General features: G+C 68.2%; 13 protein-coding genes. 11 read left to right on the top strand and 2 right to left on the bottom strand.

Going from position 1 to position 12,535, the window contains the following annotated elements:
* Positions 1 to 2: 2 nt before the first annotated feature.
* Genes ED92_RS18165 through ED92_RS18155 form a run of 3 tightly spaced genes read left to right on the top strand, consistent with a single transcriptional unit; the run spans position 3 to position 2,222 of the window.
* Entirely contained in the window at positions 3 to 302 is a 300-nt protein-coding gene (locus ED92_RS18165; RefSeq protein WP_016335182.1) for a phosphopantetheine-binding protein, read from the top strand.
* A gap of 4 nt (positions 303 to 306) precedes the next feature.
* Positions 307 to 1,092 (top strand): alpha/beta fold hydrolase, encoded by a 786-nt coding sequence (locus ED92_RS18160; RefSeq protein ID WP_037339496.1) that lies wholly within the window; start codon positions 307 to 309, stop codon positions 1,090 to 1,092.
* A complete protein-coding gene (locus ED92_RS18155) occupies positions 1,089 to 2,222 on the top strand; it encodes a glycosyltransferase (protein ID WP_037339492.1) in 1,134 nt (377 codons plus the stop codon). Before ED92_RS18160 ends, ED92_RS18155 begins: the two co-directional genes overlap by 4 nt.
* Positions 2,223 to 2,361: 139 nt before the next feature.
* Here the strand turns inward: ED92_RS18155 and ED92_RS18150 are convergent, their stop codons facing one another.
* Both ED92_RS18150 and ED92_RS18145 read right to left on the bottom strand, forming a co-directional pair.
* Positions 2,362 to 3,216, bottom strand: coding sequence for an ABC transporter permease (locus tag ED92_RS18150; RefSeq protein ID WP_037339489.1), 855 nt, complete (start codon positions 3,214 to 3,216; stop codon positions 2,362 to 2,364).
* On the bottom strand, positions 3,213 to 4,157 hold the full coding sequence (locus tag ED92_RS18145; RefSeq protein ID WP_037339486.1) for an ATP-binding cassette domain-containing protein: 945 nt from the start codon (positions 4,155 to 4,157) through the stop codon (positions 3,213 to 3,215). Before ED92_RS18145 ends, ED92_RS18150 begins: the two co-directional genes overlap by 4 nt.
* 415 nt (positions 4,158 to 4,572) lie before the next feature.
* On the opposite strand from ED92_RS18145, the gene ED92_RS18140 reads away from it, so the two are divergent.
* The 8 genes from ED92_RS18140 to ED92_RS18105 are packed head-to-tail and all read left to right on the top strand — an operon-like array spanning position 4,573 to position 12,535.
* On the top strand, positions 4,573 to 5,376 hold the full coding sequence (locus ED92_RS18140) for an ABC transporter permease (RefSeq protein ID WP_037340326.1): 804 nt from the start codon (positions 4,573 to 4,575) through the stop codon (positions 5,374 to 5,376).
* Between the two features lie 4 nt (positions 5,377 to 5,380).
* Complete coding sequence (locus ED92_RS18135; protein WP_007033208.1) at positions 5,381 to 6,220, top strand: ABC transporter permease; 840 nt, start codon at positions 5,381 to 5,383, stop codon at positions 6,218 to 6,220.
* The gene (locus tag ED92_RS18130; RefSeq protein ID WP_037339484.1) at positions 6,217 to 7,440 is read left to right on the top strand and encodes an MCE family protein; all 1,224 of its coding nucleotides are present in this window, start codon (positions 6,217 to 6,219) and stop codon (positions 7,438 to 7,440) included. The genes ED92_RS18135 and ED92_RS18130 overlap by 4 nt, the downstream gene beginning before the upstream one ends.
* Positions 7,437 to 8,450, top strand: coding sequence for an MCE family protein (locus tag ED92_RS18125; RefSeq protein ID WP_037339482.1), 1,014 nt, complete (start codon positions 7,437 to 7,439; stop codon positions 8,448 to 8,450). The genes ED92_RS18130 and ED92_RS18125 overlap by 4 nt, the downstream gene beginning before the upstream one ends.
* On the top strand, positions 8,447 to 9,457 hold the full coding sequence (locus ED92_RS18120) for an MCE family protein (RefSeq protein ID WP_037340324.1): 1,011 nt from the start codon (positions 8,447 to 8,449) through the stop codon (positions 9,455 to 9,457). The genes ED92_RS18125 and ED92_RS18120 overlap by 4 nt, the downstream gene beginning before the upstream one ends.
* Entirely contained in the window at positions 9,457 to 10,461 is a 1,005-nt protein-coding gene (locus tag ED92_RS18115; protein WP_037339479.1) for an MCE family protein, read from the top strand. Before ED92_RS18120 ends, ED92_RS18115 begins: the two co-directional genes overlap by 1 nt.
* Positions 10,458 to 11,435 (top strand): MCE family protein, encoded by a 978-nt coding sequence (locus ED92_RS18110; RefSeq protein ID WP_037339477.1) that lies wholly within the window; start codon positions 10,458 to 10,460, stop codon positions 11,433 to 11,435. Before ED92_RS18115 ends, ED92_RS18110 begins: the two co-directional genes overlap by 4 nt.
* Positions 11,435 to 12,535, top strand: a complete 1,101-nt coding sequence (locus ED92_RS18105) for an MCE family protein (protein ID WP_037339474.1) — start codon at positions 11,435 to 11,437, stop codon at positions 12,533 to 12,535. Before ED92_RS18110 ends, ED92_RS18105 begins: the two co-directional genes overlap by 1 nt.

Here is a 12,535-nt window from a genome sequence, read left to right as displayed (position 1 = left end):
CAATGACCATCGAACAGCAGAGTCCGGCGTCGGTCTTCGGCACCGTGGCCGAGTTGCTGAAGGAACTGGTCGGGGACACCGACGTCCTCGGCATCGAGATCACCCCGCAGACCACCTTCCACGAGGATCTCCAGCTGGAGAGCATCGATCTGGTGACCTTCGCGAGCATCCTCGCCGAGTTCTTCGGCGCGGACGTCAACCTCGCGGAGTTCCTGGCGGAGAAGGATCTCGACGACGTGATCGAGCTGCGGGTCGGCGACATCGCCGACTACGTGGCCGCCCGCCTCGCCGAACGGGGCTGAGCCGGTGCCGACCATGACCGTCAACGGGCTGCGCACCAACGTGCAGCTCGTCCCCGGCGGGGGCACGGAGACCGTGGTGTTCCTGCACGGGATGGGCACCGACAGCCTCGCGAGCTTCTACCTCACGCTGGCCCCGCCGGTCGCCGCCGCCGGGGTGGACGTGGTCAGCTACGACCTGCGCGGGCACGGCAAGACCGAACGCCCCGAACGCGGGTACACGATCGCGGATTTCGTCGCCGATCTCGACGACCTGCTCGACCAGCTCGACCTCGACCGGCCCGTGCACCTGGTCGGCAACAGTTTCGGCGGCACCCTCGCCTACAGCTACGCCGTCGCGAAACCGGAGCGGGTGCGCAGCATCGTGTGCATCGAGTCGGAGCCGGCCACCGAACTGTGGGCGGACAAGATGTCGCAGATCCTCGAACACACCGTGCGGTTCTTGAAGGTCGAGGAGAGCTTCGACTGGATCGAGGCCAACTACAGCGCGCATCACCGGCGGCTGGCGAGAATGGCCGCCGAGCGGATCATGTCGACGTCGATGGCCGAAGAGGTCCCGCTCGGTCCCTTGCTGACGCTGGACCAGGTCGCGGGGATCGGCTGCCCCGTACTGTCCATTTTGGGCAGTCACGGCTACCAGGCCGACGATCTCACCGCGCTGACCTCGTTGCTGCCCCGGGGCGAGCTGCACGTGTTCGAGGGCCAAGGGCATTCGGTGCTCGTCGAGCAGCACCGCGAGGTCCGGGAGCTCCTGCTGAACTGGATCGACCGGCACGGGAGGCCACGCGGATGAGCCGGTTCCTGCTGGTCGTCCCGCCGCTCACCGGACATGTGGCGCCGTTGCGCGCGGTGGCCGCCGAGCTGGTGGGCCGCGGTCACGACGTCGCCTGGTGCGGTCCGGAACCCACGACGTCCGAACTGACCAGGGCGGGCCGGGTGTACGCGGCGGGGGACGCGCTGGAGTTCGCCGTCGAGCGACGTCCCGAGGGCCTGCGCGGGTTCGCGGCGCTGAAGTACCTGTGGGAGCAGTACCTGGTTCCGCTGGCGGACGCGATGGTCCCGGGTGTCGAGAAGGCGGTGGAGGCCTTCCGGCCCGATGTCGTGCTCGCCGACCAGCAAGCCTTCGCGGGCGCCCTCGTGGCGAGCCGCCGCTGCCTGCCGTGGGTGACGTCGGCGTCGACGTCCACCGAACTCGGCGATCCGCTGGGCGCGATGCCGAAGATCGCCGCCTGGGTCGACGCATTGCAGGAGGGCCTGCGCGCCCGGCACAAGGTGTCGTGCGGGGACCTGCGGTTCTCGCCGGACCTCATCCTCGCGTTCACCACCGTGTCCCTGACGGGCCCGATCGCCGACGTCGGCGCGGTCCGGTTCGTCGGTCCCGCGCTGGCTCCCGCGCCGCCGGTGGGTTTCTCGTGGGACCGGCTCGACGGCCGCCCGCTCGTCATCGCCACCCTCGGCACCGCCAACGCCGCCCTCGGCCGCCGCTTCCTGTCCGAATGCGCCGACGCCCTCGCCGGGATGCCGGACGTCCAAGGCCTCATCGTCGACCCGACCGGCGAACTGCTCAGCGACGAAGTGCTGATCGTCAAGCGGATCCCGCAGGCGGAAGTGGTCCGGAAAGCGGCGGCGGTGATCTGCCACAGCGGGCACAACACCGTCAGCGAGACCCTGGCTTCCGGGCTGCCACTGGTGATCGCGCCGATCCGGGACGACCAGTCGATGCTGGCGCAGCAGGTCGAGGCGGCAGGCGCCGGGCTGCGGCTGCGGTTCGACCGCGCGAAGGCGCCCGACATCCGCCGCACGGTCACCGAAGTGCTGACCGATCCCGCCTACGCCGCGGCGGCCGCGCGGGTGCGGGCCTCGTTCGCGGCGGCCGGGGGAGTCGTGGCCGCCGCGGACCACCTCGAGTCCCTGCCGCACTGACGGCTACCCGTATCTCGCGTGATTGAAGGCGTAACTCGCGTGATTGAAGGCGTAACTCGCGTGATTGAAGGCGAAACTCACGAGTTACGCCCTCAATCACGTGAGTTTCGCCCCTGATCACGCGAGTGACGGGTTCGGCTCAGGTCATCGGAGTGACGTCGCGCGGGGTCCGGAAGGTGCGGGCCGCGATCCACCCACCGGCGGCCGCGGCGACGGCGGCGATCGCCAGCGACACCGGGATCGACCAGCCCGACGGCCGTCCGAGCGCGAGTGCCCGCGTCGCGTCGATCGCGTAGGTGAGCGGGTTCAGCGCCGAGACCACCCGCAGCCAGGACGGCATCGTCTCCAGCGGCATGTACGCGCTGGACGAGAACATCAGCGGGAACATCACCACGAACGACGCCATCTGCAGGGTCTCGGCCTTGCGCAGCCAGGTGGTGATGGCGACGAAGATCCAGCTCAGGCACCAGCCGACGACGAGCGTGAGCAGCAGCGCCGCGGTGATCCCGAAAACGCCGCCGGTCGGCCGGAAACCCAGCAGCACCACGCTGGCGAGCGTGGTCACCAGCAGTTGCACGCCGAGCCGGGCGGAATCCGAAATGGTGCGCGCCACCAGGACGGCGGAAAGGCTGATGGGCATGCACCGGAGACGTCCGGTGAAACCGCTGTAGATCTCCGCGAGCAGGCCGGCGCCCGAACTCATCGCCGTGGTCATCGCGATGTTCACCAGCGTCGCCGGGACGAGGAAGTTCACGTATCCCTCGTACGCCGCGACTCCGGGCAGCGTGCTGACCCCGGTGAAGACCTGGCTGAACAGCAGGAGCAGCACGATCGGTTGCAACAGCCCGAAGAACACCAGCCTGCGGTCGCCGAACGCCGTCTTCAGCGAGCGGACCGCGAGCACCCGGACCTGGGTGGTGAACGTGCTCGGCGGCCAGGTCGCCGGATCGGTCAGCACCGGCTGCGACGGTGCGCGGTGCCGTGCCTCGGTCATGGCGTGGCCGCCGGATTCCGGTGCAGCGAAAGGTAGACGTCGTCGAGGGTCGGCTCGGCGACGGTGAGGTCCTTCATGGGCGCGCCCGCCGCGTCGAGCGCGCGGACCAGCACGGTGATGTCGGCGGGCCCGGACAGCGCGACACCGACCACGAGCCCGGAGGCCGACGTCGTGCAGCCCATGCCGAGCCGGTGCAGCGCGGCCAGCGCCCGGCGGGCGGCCAGATCGGTGCCGAAGGTCAGCGTCGCGGTCCTTTCCCCGAGCCGCGCCTTCAGTTCCGACGGCCGCCCGGACACCGTGACGTGCCCCAGCCCCAGCACGATGACGTGATCCGCCAGTCTGTCCGCCTCCTCGAGGTACTGCGTGGTGAGCACGACGGTGGTGCCGCGCGCGGCGAGCCGTTCGACGCCGTCCCAGAGCCCGGCCCGGCTGAGCGGATCGAGCCCGGTGGTCGGTTCGTCGAGGAAGAGGACGTCGGGGGAGCCGACCAGGCCGGCGGCCAGATCGAGCCGCCGTCGCATCCCGCCGGAATACGTCCGCGCGGGGCGGTCCGCCGCGTCGTCGAGGCCGAACATGGCGAGCAGTTCGGCCGCGCGGGCCCTGGCCTGGCGCCGGTTCGCGCCCAGCAGCCTGGCGACGAGTTCGAGATTGCCGCGGCCGGAGAGCGCGTCGTCGACCGCCGCGAACTGGCCGGTGACCCCGATCCGCCGCCGGACGTGGTGCCCGGCGCGCACGACGTCGAAACCGCACACCTTCGCGCTTCCGCCGGTCGGCTTGACGCGGGTGCTGAGGATGTCGATCAACGTCGTCTTGCCCGCGCCGTTGTGGCCGAGCACCGCGAGCACGGTGCCGCGGCCGACCCGGAGACTGACGCCGGCGAGGGCCGTCACTTCACCGTAGTGCTTGGCGAGGCCGGTCACCTCGATGGCAGCCTGCTCCATTCGCCGAACGTAGCGGGGATTTCGGTGCGGCCGCAATGAAAGCAAGAGGACTCAGGACGTGCGTGACAATTCCACGACCACAGCGGCTGATGGGGGTGACAAAAGCGATCACCTGCGGTCTCGTGAGTGGAAAGGACGGTTAGAACCGTCATTAGCACTCACGAGACACAACGCAAAACAGTTACCGTCGTGACAACCTTGGCCCCTCATCGCCGCGCCATTGTCGAATTACTTGTATCGCCGATCTTCCGCCAGTAGCGTGCAGCCAGAGTTGGCCGTTCGGCCGGAGAAGTAGAAGTGAGGAAGCCCGAATGTCAGTGCTGACCGGGCGCGTTCCGCGCGCCTTCCCGCGCCCGGCGATGCCGGGACCGGAGGCGCTTTCCTCGGCTTCCGTCGACGGATGCGGAGCCTGACGATGGCCAATCCAGTCGCCCTGCTCGCCCGCGCGCCGGAGAAGGCCGCCGCGGGGTTGCGCGAATTCGGCCGTATGTGCGCCATGGGGATCGACGTCGTCCTCGCGATGTTCCGCCGTCCCGTGCAGGTTCGCGAGTTCATCCAGCAGTTCTGGTTCATCGCGAGTGTGTCGATCACCCCCGCGATCCTCGTGTCGATTCCGTTCGGTGCGGTCATCTCGCTGCAACTGGGGTCGCTCACGAGCCAGATCGGCGCGCAGCAGTTCAACGGCGCCGCGAGCGTTCTCGCGGTGGTGCAGCAGGCCAGCCCGATCGTGACCACGCTGATCATCGCGGGTGCGGGCGGGTCGGCGATCTGCGCGGACCTGGGCGCCCGCTCCATCCGCGAGGAGATCGACGCGATGGAGGTGCTCGGCGTCTCGCCGATCCACCGGCTGATCGTGCCCCGCGTGCAGGCGGCCATCGGTGTTTCGGTGCTGCTGAACGGTTTGGTCAGCGTCGTCGGCGTGCTCGGCGGCTATTTCTTCAACGTCATCGTGCAGGGCGGCACCCCGGGTGCGTACCTCGCGAGCTTCAACGCGCTGGCGCAGCTGCCCGATCTTGTCGTCAGCTCGATCAAGGCGTTCATCTTCGGTTTCCTCGCCGGTGTCGTCGCGGCCTACCGGGGACTGAATCCCAGAGGCGGCCCCAAGGGGGTCGGCGACGTCGTCAACCAGTCGGTGGTGATCACGTTCCTGCTCCTGTTCTTCGTCAACACGATCCTGACCGCGCTGTACCTGCAGCTCGTCCCCGCGAAGGGAACCTGATCCCGTGACCAGCGTCCCCGAACGGGCCCGCGAGGCGTTCAAACGCCCCGGCAACAGTCTTTTCGAGCTGGGCGACCAGTTGCTGTTCTACATCCGCGCGCTCGCGGCGATCCCGATGGCCGTCACCCGCTATTTCCGCGAAGTGGTGCGCCTCCTCGCCGAAGTGACCTTCGGCAGCGGAGCGCTCGCGGTCATCGGCGGCACCGTCGGGGTGATGGTCGGTCTGTGCGTGTTCACCGGGATCACGGTGGGGTTGCAGGGTTTCAGCGCGCTGAACCAGATCAACATCTCCGCGATGACCGGCTTCCTCACCGCGTACTTCAACACCCGCGAGATCGCGCCGCTCTCGGCCGGGCTCGCGTTGTCCGCCACCGTCGGCGCCGGATTCACCGCGCAACTGGGCGCCATGCGGATCTCCGAAGAGATCGACGCGCTCGAAGTGATGGCCGTGCGCAGCATGCCCTATCTGGTCACCACCCGGATCGTGGCCGGGTTCATCGCGATCATCCCGCTCTACGTGATCGGCCTGCTGATCTCGTACCTGGGCTCGCGGGTGACGACGGTGGTCTTCTTCGGACAGTCCGGCGGAACCTACGACCACTACTTCTCCCTGTTCTTGCCTCCCGAAGACGTGTTGTGGTCGTTCGGCAAGGTGCTCGTGTTCAGCGTCGGCGTCATCCTCACGCACTGCTTCTACGGGTATCGCGCCGCCGGCGGCCCGGCCGGTGTCGGGGTCGCGGTCGGCCGCGCCGTCCGGACGTCGATCGTGCTGATCAGCGTGCTCGATCTCTTTCTCAGCCTGGCTATCTGGGGCGCGACGACGACGGTGAAGGTCTCCGGATGAGCGCGCGGGCACGGACACAGGCGGCGGGGGTGATCTTCCTCGTCATCCTGGTGCTACTCGGTTGGCTCGCCGTCGCGATCTTCAACAAGGACTTCGAGCGGGCGGAAATGGTCACGCTCAAGGCCGATCGCGTCGGCAACCAGCTGGCCCCGCCCGCCGAGGTCAAGGTCCGGGGTGTCCCGTTCGGCGAAGTCAGGGCGGTCCGGGGTACCGCGGAAGGCGCGGAGATCGATCTGGCGATCGACCCGGCGAAGATCGATCAGCTGCCGCGCAACGTCTCCGCCCGGCTGCTGCCGAAGACGGTGTTCGGTGAGCGCTACGTCAACCTCGTGCTTCCGGAGCGGCCCGCCGGCGGATCGCTGCGGGACGGCGACGTCATCGGGCAGGACCGGTCGGCCAACGCGATCGAACTGGAACGCGTACTCGGCGACCTGCTGCCCCTGCTGCGGGCGGTGCAGCCGCAGAAGCTGAACAGTTCGCTGGGCGCGATCTCGCTCGCACTCGACAACCGCGGGAAGTCCTTGGGGGACAGCATCGTCCAGCTCAACGACCTTCTCAACCAGGTGAACCCGCTCATGCCTCAGTTCAAGGCCGACATCAGTGGTCTCGCCGACGTGGCGGATCTGTACACCGGTGCGGCGCCGGACATCCTCAAGGCCCTCTCGGATCTCTCGACGACCGCGAAGACCATTGTGGACACTCGCGCGGACCTCGACAAGCTGTACACGAGCGTCACCACCGCGAGCGGCGACATGAACAAATTCCTCGTGCAGAACAAGGACAACATCATCGGTGTCAGTGTGAAGAGCAGGCCGACCCTGGAACTGCTGTCCCGGTACTCACCCGAGTTCCCCTGCCTGTTCGACGCGGTCAACCGGCTCAAGCCGGTGATGGAGAAGGCCTTGGGCAAGGGCACCGGTGAACCCGGGCTGCACGTGACGCTTTCCGTCCACGACCCACGCGACAAGTACGTGCCGGGCCGGGACGATCCGCGGTTCGACCAGAAGGGCGGGCCGCGCTGTTATGGCGGCGGCGGGTCTTCGGCGGCGGTCGCGTTCGCCGCCGATGGGGACCTCGGTCCGGCCAATTCGAAGGGGGAGCGGGGGCTGGTCGCCGAGATCCTGGCGCCGTCGCTCGGGATGAAGCCGGCCGAGGTCCCGGACTGGAGCAGTGTGCTCGTGGGCCCGGCGTTGCGCGGTACGGAGGTGACCGTCCGATGAGGAGTGTCGCGGGCCCGGCGATCAAGGGCCTGATCTTCTTCGTGATCACCGCGGTGGCGACCGGGATCCTGGCCATCACCATCGCCAACTCGGGGGTCGGCACGACGGTCGGCTACACCGCGCGGTTCACCGACGCGACGTCGGTCAACCCCGGCGACGAGGTCCGGATGTCGGGTGTCCGCATCGGCCAGGTCGATTCGGTCGGGGTGGTCGAGCGGCGGCTGGCGGACGTGCGGTTCTCGGTCGAGAGCAAACGCCGTCTCACGGCCGGGGCCACGGTCACCATCCGGTACCGCAACCTCGTCGGCCAGCGGTATCTCTCGATAGACCCGGGTCCGGATGGGCCTGCCGCGCTCGACGAAGGCGCGCTGATCCCGCCGGAACGGACTCATCCCGCGCTCGATCTGACGGCGTTGTTCAACGGGTTCAAACCGCTGTTCCAGGCGCTTTCGCCGAGCGACGTCAACCAGTTGTCGTTCGAGATCGTCCAGGTGCTGCAGGGCGAGGGGAGCACCATCGACAGCCTCATCGAGCACACCGCGTCGCTCACGAACACCTTGGCGGGCAAGGACCAGGTGATCGGCCAGGTGATCGGGAACCTCAACACGGTGCTCGACACGCTCAACTCGCAGGGCGACCAGTTCGACAAGCTCGTCGACGTCACGGCGCAGCTGGTCTCCGGGCTCGCCGGCGACGCGAAACCGATCGGGCAGGCGATCGGCGGGCTCGGCGAACTCACCACGGCCACCGCGGATCTGCTCCAGGACGGCCGCAAGCCGTTGAAGGACAGCATCAACACCCTCGGCGACCTGTCGAAGAATCTCGCGGACAACACCCCCGTGTTCGAGCAGTTCTTGGCGAACCTGCCCAAGAAGCTGGACCGGATGGGCGCGATGGTCTCGTACGGTTCCTGGTTCAACTTCTACCTGTGTTCGGTGAAGTCGGACGCGCCGCCCGCACCCGGCGGCCCGCCGGTCGGTATCCCGCCGACCCAGGGACGGTGCCGATGAAAGCGCCGAGGATCAAACCGTTCCGCAGCCGCAACCCCATCGTCGTCGGCGCCGTCACGGCCCTGCTGATGACCATCGCGGGTTCGGCGGTGTTCTTCTCCGACGATCTCCCGCTGATCGGCGGCGGGACCACGTACGCGGCGGAATTCACCGAAGCGGCCGGGCTCAAACCCAACGACGAGGTCCGGGTCGCCGGGGTGAAGGTCGGCGAGGTCTCCGACGTCCTGTTGGACGGCGCCAAGGTCAAGGTCCTGTTCCGGGTCAAGGACACCTGGGTCGGCAACCGCACCACCGCGGCGATCAAGATCAAAACCTTGCTGGGGCAGAAGAACCTCGTCCTCGATCCGGTCGGCAACGCGGAACTGGACCCGGACGAGCCGATCCCGGTGCAGCGCACGAGCTCCCCGTACGACGTCACCACGGTCTTCAACGACCTCGCGAACACGGTGGGCGCGATCGACACCGATCAGCTGGCGAAGGCATTCGGCACCCTGTCGGAAACCCTCGGCGCTTCCACCCCGCAGGACGTCCGGACCGCTTTCGACGGCATCACCGCGCTGTCCAAGACGCTCGCCTCGCGAGACCAGGAACTGGTGAAACTGTTCGCGAACACGAACAAGGTGTCCAAGACCCTCGGTGACCGCTCGCAGCAGATCGAGGCGCTGATCCGCGACGGCAACACGCTGCTCACGGAGCTGAACGCGCGCAAGGACGCGATCGCGAAGCTGTTCAGCGGGGTGAAGAACCTGTCGATCCAGCTCAAGGGGCTGGTGGCGGACAACCAGAAGACCCTCGGGCCCGCGCTCGACCAGCTCGACCGCGTCGCCACCGTGCTGCTGCGCAACCAGGACAAGCTCAACGAGAGCCTGCGGCTGGCCGGTCCCTTCTATCGGCTGCTCGGCAACGCGGTCGGCAACGGCCGGTGGATCGACACCTACATCTGCGGGCTCGTCCCGACCGGCGGCACGCCGGGCAGCTGCATGCCTTCGAGGCAGGGAGGACGCTGATGGGACGCCACTTCACGCTGACGGATCTCGGCGCCCACGCCCGGCGGCGGGCCTGGCTGCGGCGGCTCGCGGTCGCCGTCGTCGCGGGCCTGCTGGTGACGGCGGCCTGGCCGCTGCTCACCCGGCAGGCCGACCGCGTCGTGACCGGGTTCTTCACCGCGACCGTCGGCGTGTACCCGAACACCGAGGTGCGGGTGCTCGGCGTCCCGATCGGTTCGGTCACCAAGGTCGAACCGCGCGGCACGAACGTCGAAGTGACCATGACGGTGCGGGCGGGAGTCAAGCTGCCCGCGGACGTCGGTGCCGTCGTGATCACGCCGAGCCTGGTCGCCGACCGGTACGTGCAGCTCACTCCGGTGTACCTCGGCGGACCGGAGCTGGGCGGCGACGCGCGGATCCCGCCCGAGCGCACCGTCACCCCGGTCGAGGTCGACGAACTCCTGGGCAGTCTCAACCAGCTGATGACCGCGCTGGGACCAAAGGGCGCCAACCGGGACGGCGCCGTCAGCGACGTCCTCACCAAGGCCGCGACCTACCTCGACGGCAACGGCGGCAAGCTCGGCGAGGCGATCAAGAACCTCGGCGAGTTCGCCAGGACGGCGAGCGACTCCAAGAACGACCTGTTCACTTCGGTCGACAACATCAGCAAGTTCACCGCGATGCTCGCCGCGAACGACGGCAAGGTGAAACAGGCGATCCAGCAGATCTCGTCGCTCAGCAAGATCCTGGCCGATCAGCGGGACCAGTTCTCCGGCGCGATGGCCGAACTCACCGAGGCGCTCAGCGTGGTGCAGGGCTTCATCAAGGACAACCGGGGCAAGGTCAAGTCCGATGTGGACAAACTCGCCGAGATCACCAAACTCCTCACCCAGCAGAAGGCGTCGCTGAGCGAGGCGCTCGACGCCGCGCCGAACGCGCTGGCGAACGTGCTCGGCGCGTACAACCAGGGCGCGGGAACGCTGGACGGGCGAGGGAACATCACCGAATTCTCGGGGGCGAAATGAAGATCCGGATCGCCGCCGTGCTCGTCCTCGTGCTGGCCGCCACCGGCTGCAGCGACGGTGTCGACGTCTACGACATCCCGCTTCCGGGCGGGGCCGCGCTGGGGCAGCGCCCGATCCACGTCACGGCGAGTTTCACCAACGTGCTGGACCTCGTGCCCCAGTCCGGGGTGAAGGTCAACGACGTCCCGGTCGGCCAGGTGCGGACCGTCGATCTGGCGCCGGACGGCCGCAGCGCGGTGGTCGGCCTGCTGATCAACGGGGACGTGAACCTGCCGGCCAACGCCGTCGCGCGGCTGCGGCAGGCGAGCATCCTCGGCGAGAAGTTCGTCGAGCTCGCGCCGCCGCCCGAGGGCACGCCGAGCGGACGGCTGGCCGACGGTGCGGTGATCCCGCTGGCCAGTTCTTCGCTGACCCCGGAGATCGAAGAGGTCTTCGGCGCGCTTTCCCTGCTGCTCAACGGCGGTGGGGTTGCGCAGGTGCAGAACATCACCCGTGAACTCAACGCCGCGCTCGGCGGCAAGGAGAGCGCGGCACGCAGCCTGCTGTCCAATTTGGACGTGTTCGTCCGCGGGCTCGACGAACACAAGGCGGAGATCACCCGCGCCATCGAGAGCGTCAACAAGCTCGCGGCGACGCTGAACGCGAACACCGAAGAGATCAAGGCGACGCTGAACGGGCTCACCCCCGGGATCGAGGTCCTGAATCAGCAGCGTCAGACGCTGGTCGGGATGCTGAAGTCGTTGGACGGGCTCACTTCGGTCGCGGTCGAGACGGTGAATCGCAGCAAGGACGACCTCGTCGCCGACCTCAAGGCGCTCGAACCATTGCTGCGGAAGCTGGCCGAGTCCGGGGACAAACTGCCGAAGGCGATGGAGATGATCTTCACCTTCCCGTTCCCCGACGCCGCGCTCGAAGCCATCCGCGGTGACTACCTGAACACGTTCCTGACCTTCAAGAACAATGGTGGCCGCTGATGTTGACCAAGTTCGTCCGCGCGCAGCTGGTGGTCTTCGTGACCATCGCGGTCCTCGGCGTCGCGTATGTCGGCGCGACGTACGCGGGGCTGGACAAACTGGTCCTCGATCGTGGGTACACCGTCAAAGTACGGCTCGCGACCGGTGGCGGCATCTTCAGCAACGCCGAGGTCACCTACCGGGGCGTGCCGATCGGCCGGGTCGGAGACCTGCGGCTGACCGCCTCCGGGATGGAAGTGGACCTCGAAATCGAGCCGGGCGGCCCGGAGGTGCCCGCTGACACCGAAGCCGTCGTCGCCAACCGGTCCGCCGTCGGCGAGCAGTACGTCGACCTGCGGCCGCGCCGCGACAACGGAGCCATGCTGCGAGACGGTTCGGTGATCGCCGAGGCGGATACGAAGATCCCGCTGCCGGTGGACGTCGTCCTGTCCAGTGTGGACTCTTTCGCGAACTCGGTGCCGAAGCCCGCGCTGCGGACCGTGGTTGACGAGCTGTACAACGCGACTTCCGACGCCGGCCCGGCGCTGGACCAGCTCGTGGGCAGGGGGATCGAGTTCGTGCAGGCGGCGAGCGCGCACGTCGGCCCGCTGACGAGGTTCGTGGCCGACGCGCAGACCGTGCTCGACACCCAGGTCTCGCAGGCGGACGCGATCCGCTCGTTCGGTGCGAACGCGAAACTGCTCGCCGCGACGTTGAAGAGCTCCGACGGCGATCTGCGCCGCCTGATCCCGGCCGTCCCGGCGGCCGCGAACGAGGTCAGCACGCTGCTGCGGGAAACAGGTCCGAGCCTCGGCATCCTGCTGGCGAACCTGCTGACCACCGCGGACGTCCTGGAAACGCGGCAGGACGGCATCGAGCAACTGCTGGTCACCGCGCCGAAAGCGGTCGCCGCCGGACACGCGATCATGGGGCCGGACGGCGCGCACGTCGGCCTCTCACTGACGTTCTTCGACCCGCCGCCGTGCGTCACCGGTTACGGGACCGGCTATCGCGACGGACTTGACACGTCGCCGCGTCCGCTGAACACCGCGGCGCGTTGTGCCCTGCCGAAGGGCAACCCGACGAACGTGCGCGGTTCGCAGAACGTGCCCAGGAGGTGA

This window comes from Amycolatopsis sp. MJM2582 (assembly GCF_000754115.1).
Classification (GTDB): Bacteria; Actinomycetota; Actinomycetes; order Mycobacteriales; family Pseudonocardiaceae; genus Amycolatopsis; species Amycolatopsis japonica.
This window is presented reverse-complemented; position numbering and strand designations above follow the sequence as displayed.

Excerpts from the sequence above, each read along its gene's own strand:
- ED92_RS18165 (WP_016335182.1), top strand. The coding sequence starts at position 3 with ATGACCATCGAACAGCAGAGTCCGGCGTCGGTCTTCGGCACCGTGGCC.
- ED92_RS18155 (WP_037339492.1), top strand. The coding sequence starts at position 1,089 with ATGAGCCGGTTCCTGCTGGTCGTCCCGCCGCTCACCGGACATGTGGCG.
- ED92_RS18150 (WP_037339489.1), bottom strand. The coding sequence starts at position 3,216 with ATGACCGAGGCACGGCACCGCGCACCGTCGCAGCCGGTGCTGACCGAT.
- ED92_RS18145 (WP_037339486.1), bottom strand. The coding sequence starts at position 4,157 with ATGGAGCAGGCTGCCATCGAGGTGACCGGCCTCGCCAAGCACTACGGT.
- ED92_RS18140 (WP_037340326.1), top strand. The coding sequence starts at position 4,573 with ATGGCCAATCCAGTCGCCCTGCTCGCCCGCGCGCCGGAGAAGGCCGCC.
- ED92_RS18130 (WP_037339484.1), top strand. The coding sequence starts at position 6,217 with ATGAGCGCGCGGGCACGGACACAGGCGGCGGGGGTGATCTTCCTCGTC.
- ED92_RS18125 (WP_037339482.1), top strand. The coding sequence starts at position 7,437 with ATGAGGAGTGTCGCGGGCCCGGCGATCAAGGGCCTGATCTTCTTCGTG.
- ED92_RS18120 (WP_037340324.1), top strand. The coding sequence starts at position 8,447 with ATGAAAGCGCCGAGGATCAAACCGTTCCGCAGCCGCAACCCCATCGTC.
- ED92_RS18115 (WP_037339479.1), top strand. The coding sequence starts at position 9,457 with ATGGGACGCCACTTCACGCTGACGGATCTCGGCGCCCACGCCCGGCGG.
- ED92_RS18110 (WP_037339477.1), top strand. The coding sequence starts at position 10,458 with ATGAAGATCCGGATCGCCGCCGTGCTCGTCCTCGTGCTGGCCGCCACC.
- ED92_RS18105 (WP_037339474.1), top strand. The coding sequence starts at position 11,435 with ATGTTGACCAAGTTCGTCCGCGCGCAGCTGGTGGTCTTCGTGACCATC.